Below are 17,257 nucleotides of genomic sequence, written 5' to 3' on the forward strand. Positions count from 1 at the left end.
AATTAATATTAAAATGAATTTTAATTTCTATATTTAATCATTATTATTTTTCTTCCATTATTTTCAAAATAGAAATCATCTGTGTATAGAGAGATTAGAAATATTCCTCTTCCGCTATCTTTATAAATATTTTCTTGTGATTCTGTGAGCCCTATCATAGTCATAGTATAATCAAAGCCGTCTCCTTCATCTTCTATAATAACTTTTACCATTTCATCATCAATATGAAAATATATATTTACATTTTTATTATAATCGCTTTTATTTCCATGAACTATTGAATTAGTTAAAGCTTCTTCAAAGGCTATTTGAAATGCATCGCATTCTTTGATACCATTTGTATGTAAAAAATCTAAAAAGTCATTAGATGCTTTAGGTATTAATAATTTATCACTAGGAATTTTCATAAACAATCTTTTATCTATTTTGTTTTTATAGTACTCCATTTCCATAATTCAGTTCTACTTATCGGCAAAATTTTATTACTATAATCAGTTATATTATTTTACTTATAAAGTATAGTAAAATAACTTTCATTGTCAAGTTTTTAACTATACAAAAATATTGACATTAATTATAATTTTGAATACAATTTAACCATATTAATATAAGGATTTTTTATGAAATATATGAACCTTTACAGAGGATATGAAAAGAGAAAAGGATCCATAGATAAAAAGATATCTTCTATTATAGAGAGAAGCCAATTTATATTTGGAGAAGAATTAGAAAGTTTGGAAATAGAATTATCAAATTATACAGGTGTTAAATATGCTGTAGGAGTGTCATCAGGACATGTTGGATTAGTATTGTCCCTTTTGGCATTGGGGTTTAATGCTGGGGAAAATCATTCAAATAAAGAAGTGATAGTACCCGCTATGACATTCTTTTCTACTGCTGAGGCTCCTGCTTTTTTAGGAATGAAAGTAAGAGTTTGCGATATTGACGAATATTTTAATATGGATATAAAAAAACTTGAAAGCTTAATAAATAAAAATACCGTTGCAATTATACCTGTTAATTTATTTGGACAATGTGCTAATTATGATGCTATACTTGATATTGCTAAAAAAAATAATATTTTCGTTATAGAGGATGCATGCCAGTCATTCGGAGCTAGTTATAAAGATATAAAATCATGTTCAGGAAAATTAGGCGATATTGCAGTAACTTCGTTTTTCCCTGCAAAACCTTTAGGCTGTTTCGGGGACGGCGGAATGGTATTTACTAACAATGAAGAATTGTACAAAAATTTAAAGCAGCTTCGTCATCATGGAGATGAAGGCACAATGATACATGTTAAATTAGGTACTACAGGAAGGCTTGATAATTTACAGGCTGGAATACTACTTGAAAAATTTAAAGGCTTTGATGAAGATATGGAACATAGAAGAAAAGCTGGAGAATATTATAGTGATCAATTAAAGAATATAGTAAAAGTTCCAAAAATAGCAGAATATAATAAAAGCGTTTATGCACAGTATGTTATACAGGTAGAAGATAATAGAGATGAAATAAGAAATAAATTAAATGAGCTTGGAGTACCTACTGCACTTTATTATCCTCATCCTATACATTTAGCACCAGTACTTGCTGAAAAATTAGGATATAAAGAAGGAGATATGCCTGTATCTGAATATGCTTCAAAACATAATATAGCTTTGCCTATAGATAATGATATTTTGAAAGAAGAACAGGATATAGTTATAGATGCCATTAAGAAAGTTTTAGGTAAATAATTAATTCAATTAATGCTATAAAAATAAAAAGTAGGTTTTTTAGTATTAAATGTACTTACTTTTTTATTTTTTAAGTAATTTTCACACAGTATAAATTACAACATATATACTATTTAAAATAAATAGTATTATATTATTAATTATGATATAATACTATTTCAATAAATTATTATTATAATAACTTTAATGATTATCAATAATATTTACTGAAACTAAAGGTATATAAAATGGAATATAAAATTATATATGAAAATGAAATAGAATTGGATTTTATTAATAAACTTATAGATTTAAAATACACATATAGAGGTGATATAAGCGACAGAATGTCTCTTGATGCTAATTTTAGAAATCATTTTGAAAATCTTAATAAAGTTAAATTAAGTGATAATGAATTTTCTAGATTGAAAGAAGATATTATAACTCCAAATGTATTTTCAGCATCAAAAATATTAAGAGAAAAAAATAATTTAAAAAGAGATGATGATACCGTTTTGGACTACACTCTTGTAAATACAACCGATTGGTGCAAAAACGAGTATGAAGTAACTAATCAGCTTCGTATGAATACAGAAAATAGTTATCATCGTTATGATGTTATAATACTTATTAACGGCATACCTCTTGTACAAATAGAATTGAAAACACTTCATATTTCAGCTAAAAAAGCTATGGAGCAAATAGTACAATATAAAAAAGATGTAGGCAATGGATTTACTAATTCTTTATTATGTTTTATGCAGATTTTTATTGTAAGTAATAGAAGTAATACTTATTATTTTGCAAATAACAATAACGAACATTTTAATTTCAATGCTAAAGAAGAATTTACAGATATACATTATCTTGCTGACAAAGATAATAAAAAAATCACATATTTACATGACTTTGCTGAGGTTTTTTTATCAAAATGTACATTAGGCGAATTTATAAGTAAATATATAGTTTTGATGGAAACAGATAAAAAATTACTTCTTATGCGTTATTATCAAATACATGCCGTAAAAGCTATAATAGACTGCATAGAACAAAACAGAGGAAACGGATATATTTGGCATGCCACAGGAAGCGGAAAAACATTAACATCTTTCAAGGCTTCAACTTTATTAAAAGATAATAGGAATATAGCAAAATGCCTTTTTGTTGTAGATAGAAAAGATTTAGATAAACAAACAAGAGATGAATTTAATAAATTTCAAGAGAATTGTGTAGAAGAAAATACAAACACAAAAAAATTAGTAGAAAGACTTATTTCTAATGATATAAAAGACAAAGTTATAGTAACTACAATACAAAAATTAGTATTAGCACTTGATGAAAATAGTAAAAGAAATAAAAATAAGAAGAAAAATGGAATTCCTACATACAAAGAACTTTTATTACCGCTTTCTAATAAAAGAGTTGTTATAATATTTGATGAATGTCATCGTTCACAATTTGGAGAAAATCATAAAACTATTAAAAACTTCTTTCCAAAAGCACAATTTTTTGGATTTACAGGAACACCTATTTTTGCACAAAATTCTAATTATAAAAAGATAGACGGAACAGAAGGCACTTATGCCACAACAAAGGATATTTTTGAAAAAGAACTTCATTCATACACAATCACAAATGCTATTGATGATAATAATGTTTTGCGTTTTAATATACAATACTTTGGCCCTAATTATGGCAAAGCAGCAAATAAAGATCAGAATAAAACTGCTATTGTAAACAAAATTTTAGAAAGTCATGATAAAGTAACTGTTTATAGAAAATATAATGCCCTATTTGCAGTATCATCTATTAATGAAGCTATTGAATACTATGATATTTTTAAATCTCAGCAAAAAGAATATACAGAAAATAATGATGAGTTCAAACCTTTAAATATATTCTGTGTATTTTCTCCGCCTGCTGAAGGTAATAAAGATGTTAAACAGCTTCAAGAAGACCTTTGGCAGGAAAAAGAAGATAATAAAAAAGAACCTGAAAAAAAGAAAGAAGCATTAAGCAATATTATAGATGATTATAATAAACAGTATAATACTAATTATGATATCAATAATTTTGACGGATATTATAAAGATGTACAGGAGAGAATAAAAAGTCAAAAATACAGCAATGCCGATCTTCCTCATAATAAAAAAATAGATATAACAATAGTAGTTGATATGCTATTAACTGGCTTTGATTCAAAATATCTAAATACAATATATGTTGATAAGAATTTAAAACATCATGGATTAATACAAGCATTTTCAAGAACCAATAGAATTTTAAATGGATTAAAACCTTATGGAAATATACTTGATTTTAGATATCAAAAGGATGCTGTTGATGAGGCTATATCACTTTTCTCTGGAGAAGAAAATAGTGAAATGGTAAGAGAAATATGGATTACACCTGATGCATTTGAAATGACAGAAAAATATCGTAATGCTGTCAATGAATTAAAAAAGTTTATGGAGTCAAAGAACCTTGAATTTAAGCCAGAAGAAATAAGTAATTTAAAAGGCGATGATGCCAGATATGAATTTATTAATAAGTTTAAAGAGATAAGAAGAATAAGAAATTATATTGAGCAGTATGTGAATATAGAAGAAAAAGATGCTGAAAAAATAGAAGAATGTATGTCTAAAGAGATTTTTAGCTCATTTTCTGGTATATATAGAGATGTGGCAGAAAGGCTAAAAAAACAAAATAAAGCTTATTATGATGAAAATGGAAGGAATGATGAAAGATTTGAACAAACAGATTTTGAATATATACTTTTTGCCAATGATATTATAGATTATGATTATATAATGTCGCTCATATCGAAAATGACAGGTCAAACTGTAGAAAAAGTGAAAGCAGCCAAAGAAGATATAATAAAATTATTATCCTCTACAACAAGTATGCTTGATGAACAGGAAGATCTCAAAGAATATATAAATCTCCTTCCTGTGAATAAACCTTTAAGCGAAAAAGAATTAAAAGAAAATTATAATGAGTTTAAAAAAGAAAAGAATAATGTAGAAATAAATATTATAGCTCAAAGACATAAGATAGATAATGAAAAACTTAAAGCATTTGTATATCACACTTCAGAGATGCTTATTCTCAACGAGGATTCATTAACGGAACTTGTGGCTCCATTAAATTTAGGCTGGATTGATAGAACAAATAAAGAGAAAGCCATAATGAAAGATATTTTGCCATTATTGAAAAAACTTTCTAAAGACAAAATTATCAAAGGATTAAGTGCTTATGAAGAAGAATAAATTAGTTCCAAAACTTAGATTTCCAGAATTTAAAAATTCTCCTAGTTGGGATATAAAAAAATTTGATTTTCAATTTTTGCCTACAAATACTTTTTCAAGGTCAGAAATGAATAATAATAAAGGTATTGTTAAAAATATTCATTATGGTGATATATTAACAAAATATAATTATATTGTAGATAAAACTTCATTAATACCATTTATTAATGATGATATAAATTTAAACAAATTTACTAGAGAAAGTTATTTAAAAAGTGGTGATATTATCATTGCTGATACAGCAGAAGATTTTAGTGCGGGTAAGTCTATAGAAGTTCAAAACATAAATTGTAAAGTTTTATCTGGGCAACATACTTTTTTATGCCGACCTCAAATAAAATATGCCCCTAAATTTTTAGGATATTACTTAAATTCACCACTATATCATAATCATTTAACAAAATTTTTAACAGGTACAAAGGTATACTCGATAACCAAAACAAATATAAAGAATACATTTATTATATATCCTGATAATTTAGAAGAACAGCAGAAAATTGCTGATTGTCTAGCTTCTATTGATGAGCTTGTAGATGCAGAGAAAAGAAAATTAGAGGCTTTAAAAAAATATAAAAAAGCCTTAATGCAGAAACTTTTTCCATCTGAAGATGCTTCAATTCCAGAATTGAGATTTGCAGAATTTAGAATTAATATAGATTTTTTTAATGGTAATTTATTATTTGAACAAATTTCAAATAAAAATAATAATTCAGATTTACCTATTCTTGCAATTACTCAAAATAAGGGAGCTATTCCAAGAAATGAAATTAATTACAATGTTGTTGCTACAGAAAAAAGTATATCTACTTATAAAGTAGTTGAAGTTGGTGATTTTATAATAAGTTTAAGATCTTTTCAAGGAGGGATAGAGTACTCAAATTATAAAGGGATTTGTAGCCCAGCATACATAATTTTGAGAAAAAAAAATAATAATATATACGAGCCATATTATAAATACTATTTCAAAACGGATAGATATATTATAAATTTAAATGCTAACATTGAAGGTATAAGAGATGGTAAAATGATTTCATATAGTCAATTTTCAGATATAAAAATACCATGTCCTACATTAGAAGAACAACAAAAAATAGCTGATTGTTTGGCTTCTATTGATAGCATTATTGACAGTCAGGTTAAAAGAATAGACAATTTAATTAAACATAAAAAGGCTTTGATGCAGGGGCTTTTTCCTGATATGGAGAGTATTGAGGATTATGAATAATCAATTCAATAAAAATGTAATTGAGGAGAAAAAAGATGAGTGATGATCAAAAAAAACAGCTAGGGGCTATTTTATGGGCTATAGCGGATAAATTAAGGGGAGCAATGGACGCTGATGATTTTAAAGATTATATGCTTTCTTTTTTGTTCTTAAAATATTTGTCTGATAGATATGAAGAAGCTGTAAAATTGATGCTTGGAAAAGATTATAATGAAATTGAAAATGAAGCTATAAAAAATAATACTGACAGCTATATAGAAGAGTTAAAAAAAATTATAGTTAAACATTCTAAAACTGTAGCATTATCAAAATTGAATTTAAATGAGTATGAAAAAGATAAAGAAAAAATAAAAAAAGCTAGAGAAAATTGGATTGATGATTATACTAAAATGCTTTCATCAAATACTTTACAGCCTCTTATTTTATGGTATATTAAAAATTTAGATAATATAGATTTATTTGAAAAAGGAATCAGAAGAAAAATACATTATGTGATAAAGCCTCAATATTTATGGAGAAATATATATGAATTAGCAAAAACTCAAAATGAAGAGCTTTTAAATACATTGGTAAGCGGTTTTAAACATATTGAAAACGAATCTTTTGAAAGTACATTCAGCGGATTATTTTCTGAAATAAATCTATATTCTGAAAAACTAGGAAGAAGTTATACAGAAAGAAATAAACTCATAAGTTCTATTATAACAGAAATTGCAGAAGGTATTTCACAATTTTCAAATGATACTGATATTTTGGGAGATGCTTATGAATATTTGATATCTCAATTTGCTGCAGGTTCTGGAAAAAAGGCAGGCGAGTTCTATACACCTCAGCCTGTTTCTACAATTCTATCCCGTATTGTGGTGCTTGATTGTCAGGATCCAAGTAAAGGAAATAAAAGTAAAATAAATAATATTTTTGATTTTGCATGCGGTTCTGGCTCTTTGCTTATAAATGTTAGAAAACAGTTTGGAAAAGATAATTTCGGACAGATATACGGACAAGAAAAAAATATAACTACTTATAACCTTGCAAGAATGAATATGATTTTGCATGGTGTAAAAGATTCCGAGTTTACAATTTTTCATGGTGATTCATTATTAAATGAATGGAATATTTTAAGTGAGATGAATCCTGCCAAAAAAATGTTATTTGATGTAATAGTAGCAAATCCTCCTTTCAGTTATAGATGGCAGCCTAAAGAGGATATGGAAAATGATTTTAGATTTAAAGATTATGGATTAGCCCCTAAATCAGCAGCAGATTTTGCTTTTTTACTTCATGGATTTCATTTTTTAAGTAATGAAGGTACTATGGCAATTATTCTTCCTCATGGAGTATTATTTAGAGGAGGCTCTGAAGAAAAAATTAGGACTAAACTTCTGCAAGATGGAAATATTGATGCTGTTATAGGTTTGCCTTCCAATCTTTTTGCTTTTACAGGAATACCAGTTTGCATATTGGTTCTTAAAAAATGTAAAAAATTTGATGATGTGCTTATCATAAATGCAAGCAATGAATTTGAAAAAGGAAAACGCCAGAATATACTTTTAGATAAGCATATTAATAAAATAGTTGACACATATCAGTACAGAAAAGAAGATGATAAAAAATATTCACGCAGAGTATCTATGAAAGAAATAGAAAAAAATGGATATAATCTTAATATTTCAAGATATGTAAATACTTCAGATGAAGAAGAAATAATAAATATAGATGAAGTTATGAAAGAGCTTCAAGATATAGAAACCGAAATAAAAAGTGCAAAGTCTAAACATAATAGTTTTTTAAAAGAATTGGGACTTAAAGAACTTCCATAATTTTACTTATTTTAATATGAAATTATGTGCCTTGAAATAAGAATTTATCATAAAAAATTTAAACTATTTTCAATTTTTGGTGATTTTAAGAAATTAATTTATTATACTAATAGTATATAGAATATAAATTTGACAAATAGACCAATGTTTTATATCATATTATCGAAGGAGAAATCATGAATAATCTTAATAAATTAATAGACCATACCATTTTAAAGCCAGAAGCATCAATAGATAATATAAGAAAATTATGTATAGAAGCTAAAGAATATGGATTTTATTCAGTATGCGTAAACTCAGCCTATGTAAATGCCGCTTATAATTTTTTACTTCATTCTGATGTTAAAGTATGTTCTGTTATTGGATTTCCTCTTGGAGCTATGATGAAAGAAGCAAAAGCCTATGAAACAAAGGTTGCTGTAGATAGCGGAGCAGATGAAATAGATATGGTTATAAATGTTGGTTTTTTAAAAAGTAAAAAAATAGATTTATTTGAAAGAGATATAAAAAAGGTAAGAGATGCATGCAGTGCTAGTGTTTTGAAAGTAATTATAGAAACCTGCCTTTTAACAGATGAAGAGAAAGTTCTTGCCTGTAAAATAGCAAAAGAATGCGGAGCAGATTTTGTTAAAACCTCTACAGGATTTTCATCATGCGGAGCAACAGAGCATGATGTAAAACTTATGCGTGAGTCAGTTGGAAATGATATGGGAGTTAAAGCTTCAGGTGGAATAAAAACTTATGAAGATGCGTTAAAAATGGTTGAAGCAGGTGCAAACAGACTCGGTACAAGCAATGGAATAACAATAGTAAAAGCTATGCAATAATATTAGGAGCGGTATTTATGGAATATGAAGAGCCTAAAGCATTTTATGATGAAGAGGCTTTTAAAAATAATCTTCTTCAGTATCATATAAAATTACAAAAAGGCGATGTTGCAAGATATGTACTTCTTCCAGGAGATCCTAAAAGGGTAGGATATATTGCAAGTTTTTTGGATAATGCAGAGCTTAAAGCAGATTATAGAGAATATGTTACAGTAACAGGTAAATATAAAGGTGTTGATATTTCAGTAACTTCTACGGGGATAGGAGGTCCTTCTGCTTCAATAGCTATGGAAGAACTTATAAAAATAGGAGCTGATACCTTTATAAGAGTAGGCACTGCAGGCGGATTAAGTTTAAAGGTTAAACCTAATGATTTGGCAATAGCTCAGGCAGCGATAAGAGATGAAGGTACTACAAGAGAATATATACCTATGGAATATCCTGCAATAGCTGATACTGAAGTTATATTTGCTTTAAGGGATGCGGCAAAGAAAAGAAATGCTGATTATCATATAGGTGTTGTTCATAGTAAAGATTGTTTCTATGGAGAATTAGAACCTCAAAATTCTTTTTTCAGAGAAAAGTTTGAAAATAATCTTAAATATTATACATTATGCGGTGCTATAGCCTCAGAGATGGAATGTGCTGCTCTTTTTGCTTGTGCTTCTTTGAGGAAGGTAAGGGCTGGTGGAATAATGCATATAGTAGAAAATACTATGATTGAAAGAATGGGTACTCATTTTGAATATAGTGATAATATAGAAAATATGATATTAACTGCATTAGATGCTATAGTATTATTAGATGAGAAAGAGAAAAAAGAAAAAAGAGGTAATTAAATATGTTTCCAAAAGCCTATTATCAGAATAATGAAAATCTAGTTCATCATTTAAAATTAAAAAAAGGCGATGTAGGAAGATATATTATCATGCCTGGCGATCCTAAAAGATGCGTAAAAATAGCTAAAAGATTTGATAATGCAAAATTAATAGCAGATTATAGAGAATATGTTACCTATACAGGATATATAAACAGAGTAAAAGTTTCGGCAGTTTCTCATGGTATAGGAGGACCTTCTACTGCTATAGCTTTGGAAGAGCTTATAAAAATAGGAGCTGATACTTTTTTGCGTGTCGGCACTTGTGGCGGTATGAATATGGAAGTATTGCCTGGCGATGTTGTAATAGTTAATGGTGCTATTAAAGGCGGTGGTACTATGGATAATTATATTCCTAAAGAGTTTCCATGCATACCTAATATAGATGTTCTTGAATCTATGATAGAAGGATCAAGCAAAGTAAAAACAAGAACTCATGTAGGTGTTGTTCAGTGTAAAGATGCTTTTTATGCCCAGCATGCACCTGAAAACATGGCGGTTGATAAGGAATTATTATATAAATGGGAAAGCTATATAAAAGCAGGCTGTTTGGCTTCAGAAATGGAGTCTGCTGTTTTATTTGCAGTTGGTGCTGCTAAAAATGTACGTACGGGAGCTGCTATGCTTGTACTTCATAATCAAGAGAGAGTGAGAAATAATATTAATGACAAAAAATATTATACAGGTGAAGAGGCTATTGATTTAGTAATAGAGTCTATAAAAATTTTAATAGATAAAGATAAAAACTATCAAAAAATAATAAAATATTAGGATGAAATTATGAACAAAAAAATAATATTATGTTTTTTATTTATTGTTTCTATATTTGTGTTTTCATGCAATAAAAATACAAATACTGATGCAAACTCTTTTGAAATAGCTATATTAATAGATTTAGGTCCTATTGATGATAAATCTTTTAATCAGGGTTCTTGGGAAGGTGCTAAGCAATATGCGGAGAATCATAATGTGAGTTATAAATATTATAGAGTACCTGATAAAGATATAGATTCTTATTTGAATACAATAGATCTTGCAGTTAAAGGCGGTGCCAAACTTATAGTAACACCAGGCTATATGTTTGAACCTGCTATTTATAAAGCACAGGATATATATACAAATGTTCATTTTATATTGATAGACGGAGAGCCTCAGGACGGTACTGGTAGCAACTATAAAACATCTCCGAATACTTCTGCTATTCTTTATGCTGAAGAGGAAGCTGGATTTTTGGCAGGTTATTCTATAGTAAAAGAAGGTTATACTAATTTGGGATTTATTGGAGGAGTGGCTCATCCTGCAGTAGTGAGATTTGGATATGGTTTTGTGCAGGGAGCAGATTATGCTGCAGTTGAATTAAGACTTCCTAAAAATTCCATTAATATGAAATATACTTATATAGGAAATTATGATCCTACTCCTGAAAATCAAACTCTTGCAGCTTCTTGGTATCAAAGTGGGGTGCAGGTAATATTTGCTGCTGCTGGTGCTGCTGGTAATTCTGTTATGAGTGCTGCTGGAAGTAATAACGGTTTAGTTATAGGTGTAGATGTTGATCAGAGCTTTGAATCCCCTACTGTTATAACTTCTGCTATTAAGATGATAAGAGAATCAGTTTATAATTCTGTTGCTTCTTTCTATAATGGTACTTTTAATGGTGGAAAAACTATTATATTAGATGCTCAAGTTAATGGAATCGGACTTCCTATGTCTGCTTCAAAGTTTAAAGTTTTTAATAAAGATGATTATGATTTTATATATAACACTCTGATAAATAAAACTATTAAAATTTATAAAGATACTGATGCTGCATCTGTAGAGAATCTTTCTTTAAAAGTAGTAAAAATTGATTATGTTAAGTAAATATATATTAATTTAATTTATAGAGGATAATAATGAAAAAATATTTAATATTTATAATGGTTATATTTTCTTTTGTTTTTGCAGTATCATGTTCGTTTAGAAAAAAAGGTGAAGTTTATGAAATAGCTTTAATTACAGAAGGTGAAATAGATGATAAATCATATAATCAGGGAGCTTGGGAAGGTTTACTTCAATATGCTGATAATAATGATAAAACATATAAATATTATCGGGCTTCAGCTAAAACTACAGAATCTTATATTGAAGTTATAGATTTAGCTGTTTATAATGGAGCTAAATTGATAATAACACCTAATTATTTATTTGAAACAGCAGTATACAAAGCTCAAGATAAATATCCTAAAGTAACTTTTATAATTATAGATGGCATACCTCAGGACGGAACTTATTCTGATTCAAGAATAGAAAATAATACATATTCTATTTTATATGCAGAAGAGCAGGCTGGATTTTTGGCTGGATATGCTATAACTAAAGAAGGATATACCAATTTGGGAGTTATGGGCGGTATGGAAGTTCCTCCTGTTTTAAGATTTGGATATGGTTTTTTGCAGGGTGTTAATTATGCTGCTAAAGAAATGAATTTATCTCCTAGAGATGTAGAAGTTAATTATACATATGTAAATAGTTTTGAAGCTTCTTATAAAAGTAAAGTACTTGCCGATTCTTGGTATAAAAGCGGAGTTCAGGTAATATTTGCTCCTGCTGGAGGTGTAGTAAATTCTGTTATAGATTCTGCTGAAGAAAATAATGGCTGGGTTATAGGCGTTGATGTGGATCAAAGTTTTGAATCTCCTACTGTTATTACTTCTGCTATAAAAAAAATAAAAGAGTCAGTTTATAATGCTGTTGATTCTTTTTATAATGGAAGTTTTGTAGGAGGAAAAAAGATAGTTTTAGATGTTAAAGTTAATGGGGTAGGTCTTACTATTAGGACTTCTCATTTTCAGCAATTTACAGAGAATGATTATAATATTGTATATCAAAAACTTGTAGACGGAAGTATTACGGTTTTGAAAGATACCGATGTCAGATCTTTAGGGGATCTTCCTTTAGATATAGTAAAAGTTAATTATATAAAATAAATTGTAAATAAAAAATAGGAGAAAACAATATGAAAAAAATTATTATTTCGATTATCTCTATAGTCAGTATTATTATGATGATTTCATGCGGCGGAATGAAAAAATCTAGCGGATATGAATTAGCATTAATTACAGATGTTGGTACTATAGATGACAGATCTTTCAATCAGGGTTCTTGGGAAGGATTAACTAAATATGCTGAGGAGAATGGTATATCCCATAAATATTATCAGCCTGCTCAAAAAACTACAGATGCATATGTGGATGCTATAGATTTAGCTGTATCTGCAGGAGCTAAATTGATAGTAACTCCGGGATTTTTATTTGAACCTGCTGTTTATAAATCTCAGGACATTCACACTAATGTAAGTTTTGTACTTTTAGACGGAATTCCTCAAGACGGAAATTATACTAATTCTAAAATAGAAAAAAATGTTTATTCTGCACTTTATGCTGAAGAACAGGCTGGATTTTTGGCTGGTTATGCTATAGTAAAAGAAGGTTATACTAATTTAGGAGTTATGGGTGGTATAGCTGTGCCTCCAGTTATAAGATTCGGATATGGATTTATACAGGGAGCAGAATATGCTGCTGAAGAAATTGGATTAGAAGTTGGAACAATTAAAATAAATTATACTTATGTAGGCAATTTTAATGCTACTCCTGAAAATCAAACACTTGCTACTTCTTGGTATCAAAGTGGAGTACAAGTAATATTTGCTCCTGCAGGAGGTGCTGGAAACTCTGCTATGAGTGCTGCTGAACAGAATAATGGTTGGGTTATAGGAGTTGATATAGATCAAAGTTCTGAATCTCCTACTGTTATTACTTCTGCTATGAAAATGCTTGGAGAATCAGTTTATAATGCAATAGATAATTTTTATAATAATAGATTTCCAGGAGGACAGTCTGTAATACTTGATGCTAAAGTTAATGGTATAGGACTTCCTATGAAAACTTCTAAATTCAAAGTATTCACTCAAAGTGATTATGATGCCATATATAAAAAATTAGTAGATGATCAGGTAAAAGTTCTTACTGATAAAGAAGTTAATGGTATTAATCAATTACCTATGAATATAGTTAAAGTTAATTTTATACAATAATAATTATGAAATTAAAGGAAATACTAGATTAATATCTAGTATTTCTATTTTTTAGGGAAATATATAAATGGAAAATTCAGAATATGTAGTTGAAATGCTTAATATTACAAAGCGTTTTAAAGGTATAATAGCTAATGATAATATTACAATACAATTAAAACGAGGTGAGATTCATGCATTACTTGGAGAAAATGGTGCTGGTAAATCAACTCTTATGAGCGTGCTTTTTGGTCTTTATAAGCAAGAAGAAGGAATTATTAAAGTTAATGGAAAAGAGGTAAATATTGATAATCCTAATACGGCTAATGCTTTGGGTATTGGTATGGTGCATCAGCATTTCAAACTTGTTCATAATTTTACTGCATTAGAAAATATTATGCTTGGAGTTGAAACTGTAAAAAATGGTATACTTCAAGTTGATGATGCTAGAAAAAGGGTAATGGAATTAAGTAAAACTTACGGACTTGAGATTTATCCTGATTTTTTAATAAGTGATTTAACTGTAGGTATGCAGCAGAGAGTAGAAATTTTGAAAATGCTTTATAAGAATAATGATATACTTATATTTGATGAGCCTACTGCTGTTCTTACTCCTAATGAAATTGAAGAGCTTATTAAAATTATGAAATCTTTAGCAAAAGAGGGTAAGTCTATACTTTTTATCACTCATAAATTGAATGAAATAAAAGAGGCGGCCGATAGATGTTCTGTACTTCGTAAGGGTAAATATATAGGTACTATTGATGTAAAAAGTACTACCAAAGAAGAAATGTCTGAAATGATGGTCGGAAGAAAGGTGGCTTTAGTTGTAGAAAAAACGCAAGCTAAACCTAAGGATATTATACTTTCTGTGAAAAATTTGAATGTTAAATCTTTCAATAATAAAAGCGAAAAAAATATAGTTAAGAATGTTTCTTTCGATGTGCATTCAGGTGAGATAGTATGTATTGCAGGTATTGACGGAAACGGACAAAGTGAGCTTATATATGCACTTACAGGTTTGATAGAGATGTCAAGCGGAAATATTACTTTGAATGGAAAAGACATTACTAATTTATCTATAAGAAATAGAACTTTAAGCGGTATAGGTCATATTCCAGAAGACAGGCATAAGCATGGACTTGTACTTGATTATACTTTGGGTGAAAATACTGTACTTCAGAGTTATTTTACGGATAGATTTCAGAAAAACGGATTTTTAAAATTTAAAGAAATAGAAAATTATGCAAATGAATTAATAAAAAGATTTGATATAAGAAGTGCTGAAGGGGTTAAAACTATAACAAGAAGTATGTCTGGAGGAAATCAGCAGAAGGCTATTATTGCAAGGGAGATAGATAGAAATCCAGACTTACTTATAGCAGTTCAGCCTACTAGGGGGTTAGATGTCGGAGCTATAGAGTATATACATAAGGAGTTAATAGCTCAAAGAGATAGTGGAAAGGCTGTTTTACTTGTTTCTTTGGAGCTTGATGAAGTTATGAATTTAAGCGATAGAATACTTGTTATGTATGAGGGTGAGATAGTGGCTAATGTTTTGAATAAAGATTTAGCCATTAATGAATTAGGTCTTTATATGGCAGGTTCTAAAAGAAGTGCATAGAATTATTAATAATATTTTATGACATTTACTTTTATATTCTTTTTGTTATAATTTTTTTATGAGAAATATTAATAGAATGAATGACTACTTTGTGCGTTATCTATTAGGCTCTATTATAAATGAAGATGTAGTTAATTGTTTTAATGAAGTTCATAATTTCGAAATTATTAATCTATATAATCTGCATAAAAATATTAATCTTAAAGAGTCGGTTTTTGATATTAAAGGAATAACTAAAGATAATAAAAAAATTATTATAAAAATATTAAATAATTTAAATGTTGATAATATTAAAAAAAATAAAATATTATCTTTTATAAAAGCTGTATGATATTAAAGCTGAAAGAGATACGGCATATAACATTTTAAAACTTTAATGCATTGTTATAAAAGGAGTGCTTAATGGATTTCAAAAAGAGATTAGCTGGTATTTTAGAGAAGGAAGGATTTATTAATATATTTTCTTCTTTTCTTGCTATTATTATAGGATTGCTTTTAGGGCTTATAATACTTCTTATAAGTAATGTTTATGAAGCATTTCCAGCTTTTATGACAATACTTTCAGGTGGTTTTTCTGGAGGCAGCAGAGGAATTGGGCAGGTAATATATACTGCTACACCTTTGATACTTACAGGTCTTTCTGTTGGATTTGCTTTTAAGAATGGGCTTTTCAATATAGGGGCACCAGGACAATTTATAGTAGGAGCTTATGCAGCAGTACTTATTGCTATTAAATGCACATTTCTTCCACCAGTTCTTCATTGGGTTATAGCTTTATTTGCTGCATTCATAGCTGGAGGGCTTTGGGCTTTTTTACCAGGTTTTCTTAAGGCTCATTTTAATGTTAATGAAGTTATTTCAAGTATTATGATGAATTATATTGGTATGTATTTAGTTAATTATTTGGTTACTCTTACAGTTTATGATATGCTAAAAAATCAGTCACAGAATATTCCGCCTTCTTCTATGATTCCAACTATGGGACTTAATACTATATTTAAAGGATCTAGTGCTAATGGAGGTTTTTTCATTACCGTAATAGTAGTAGTAATAGTATATATAATACTTTCAAAAACTACATTTGGTTTTGAACTTAAAGCATGCGGACTTAATAAGGATGCAAGCAAATATGCAGGTATAAACGAAAAAAGAAATATTGTTCTTTCTATGGTTATAGCTGGAGCTTTGGCTGGACTTGGAGGCGGGCTTTTATATCTTTCTGGAGTAGGTAAACATATAGAGGTAGTTGATATACTTGCTGATGAAGGTTTTATGGGAATACCTATTGCATTGCTTGGACTATCTCATCCTATAGGAATATTGATTGCAGGACTTTTCATTGCTCATATTACGGTAGGAGGATTTTATATGCAGATATATGATTTCACTCCTGAGGTTATAGAGATGATTATATCGGCTATTATATATTTTAGTGCTTTTGCTTTGCTTTTTAAATCTATTGTGGGTTTTATATCTAAAAAGATTAATAAAGAAGATAATAATGCTGCAAAATAAAAGTGAGAATGAATAATAAAAGGAGATTTTTGTAATGGATACAATTTATTTTTTAGTACAGCAAACTATGTTTTTTTCTATTCCTCTTTTACTTGTGGCATTAGGAGGAATGTTTTCCGAGAGAAGCGGAGTTGTTAATATTGCACTTGAAGGCATAATGATAATAGGGGCTTTTACTGGTATATTTTTCATAAGCAAATTAGGAGCTAATTTCAATCCTATTATCACATTATTTTTAGCTATGATTATATCTGCTTTATCAGGACTTATATTTTCTTTGCTTAATGAT

14 protein-coding genes and 1 pseudogene are annotated in these 17,257 nt (G+C 28.6%); 14 read left to right on the plus strand and 1 reads right to left on the minus strand.

Annotation, left to right across the window (positions count from 1 at the left end):
- Positions 1-20: 20 nt before the first annotated feature.
- A complete protein-coding gene (locus Q1J76_RS03380) occupies positions 21-452 on the minus strand; it encodes an ATP-binding protein (RefSeq protein WP_300366797.1) in 432 nt (143 codons plus the stop codon).
- A gap of 168 nt (positions 453-620) precedes the next feature.
- Between Q1J76_RS03380 and Q1J76_RS03385 the strand changes: the two genes are divergently transcribed.
- From Q1J76_RS03385 to Q1J76_RS03450, 14 genes and pseudogenes are all read left to right on the plus strand, one after another.
- Positions 621-1,739, plus strand: a complete 1,119-nt coding sequence (locus tag Q1J76_RS03385; RefSeq protein WP_300366800.1) for a DegT/DnrJ/EryC1/StrS family aminotransferase — start codon at positions 621-623, stop codon at positions 1,737-1,739.
- A 227-nt stretch (positions 1,740-1,966) separates the two neighbouring features.
- Positions 1,967-4,987, plus strand: a complete 3,021-nt coding sequence (locus tag Q1J76_RS03390; protein ID WP_300366803.1) for a type I restriction endonuclease subunit R — start codon at positions 1,967-1,969, stop codon at positions 4,985-4,987.
- The gene (locus Q1J76_RS03395) at positions 4,974-6,251 is read left to right on the plus strand and encodes a restriction endonuclease subunit S (protein ID WP_300366806.1); all 1,278 of its coding nucleotides are present in this window, start codon (positions 4,974-4,976) and stop codon (positions 6,249-6,251) included. Before Q1J76_RS03390 ends, Q1J76_RS03395 begins: the two co-directional genes overlap by 14 nt.
- A gap of 35 nt (positions 6,252-6,286) precedes the next feature.
- Positions 6,287-8,071 carry a type I restriction-modification system subunit M gene (locus Q1J76_RS03400; RefSeq protein ID WP_300366809.1) on the plus strand — a complete coding sequence of 595 codons (1,785 nt, stop codon included), beginning with the start codon at positions 6,287-6,289 and terminating at the stop codon, positions 8,069-8,071.
- A 176-nt stretch (positions 8,072-8,247) separates the two neighbouring features.
- A complete protein-coding gene (deoC, locus tag Q1J76_RS03405) occupies positions 8,248-8,898 on the plus strand; it encodes a deoxyribose-phosphate aldolase (protein WP_300366812.1) in 651 nt (216 codons plus the stop codon).
- 17 nt (positions 8,899-8,915) lie between these two features.
- Entirely contained in the window at positions 8,916-9,737 is an 822-nt protein-coding gene (locus Q1J76_RS03410) for a nucleoside phosphorylase (RefSeq protein ID WP_300366815.1), read from the plus strand.
- 2 nt (positions 9,738-9,739) lie between these two features.
- Positions 9,740-10,546, plus strand: coding sequence for a nucleoside phosphorylase (locus Q1J76_RS03415; RefSeq protein WP_300366818.1), 807 nt, complete (start codon positions 9,740-9,742; stop codon positions 10,544-10,546).
- A gap of 9 nt (positions 10,547-10,555) precedes the next feature.
- Entirely contained in the window at positions 10,556-11,638 is a 1,083-nt protein-coding gene (locus Q1J76_RS03420) for a BMP family lipoprotein (RefSeq protein WP_300366821.1), read from the plus strand.
- Positions 11,639-11,670: 32 nt separating this feature from the next.
- A complete protein-coding gene (locus Q1J76_RS03425) occupies positions 11,671-12,744 on the plus strand; it encodes a BMP family lipoprotein (RefSeq protein ID WP_300366824.1) in 1,074 nt (357 codons plus the stop codon).
- A gap of 29 nt (positions 12,745-12,773) precedes the next feature.
- Positions 12,774-13,850 carry a BMP family lipoprotein gene (locus Q1J76_RS03430; protein WP_300366827.1) on the plus strand — a complete coding sequence of 359 codons (1,077 nt, stop codon included), beginning with the start codon at positions 12,774-12,776 and terminating at the stop codon, positions 13,848-13,850.
- Positions 13,851-13,917: 67 nt separating this feature from the next.
- The gene (locus Q1J76_RS03435; RefSeq protein WP_300366830.1) at positions 13,918-15,453 is read left to right on the plus strand and encodes an ABC transporter ATP-binding protein; all 1,536 of its coding nucleotides are present in this window, start codon (positions 13,918-13,920) and stop codon (positions 15,451-15,453) included.
- Between the two features lie 58 nt (positions 15,454-15,511).
- A pseudogene (locus Q1J76_RS03440) lies at positions 15,512-15,751 on the plus strand (Rpn family recombination-promoting nuclease/putative transposase); the annotation flags it as partial.
- A gap of 104 nt (positions 15,752-15,855) precedes the next feature.
- Positions 15,856-16,968, plus strand: coding sequence for an ABC transporter permease (locus Q1J76_RS03445; RefSeq protein WP_300366833.1), 1,113 nt, complete (start codon positions 15,856-15,858; stop codon positions 16,966-16,968).
- 34 nt (positions 16,969-17,002) lie between these two features.
- Positions 17,003-17,257, plus strand: a 255-nt coding sequence (locus tag Q1J76_RS03450; RefSeq protein WP_498034120.1) for an ABC transporter permease subunit, incomplete at its 3' end; no start/stop codon positions are given.

Origin of the sequence: Brachyspira sp., assembly GCF_029258575.1 — a bacterium.
Taxonomy (GTDB): Bacteria; Spirochaetota; Brachyspiria; order Brachyspirales; family Brachyspiraceae; genus Brachyspira.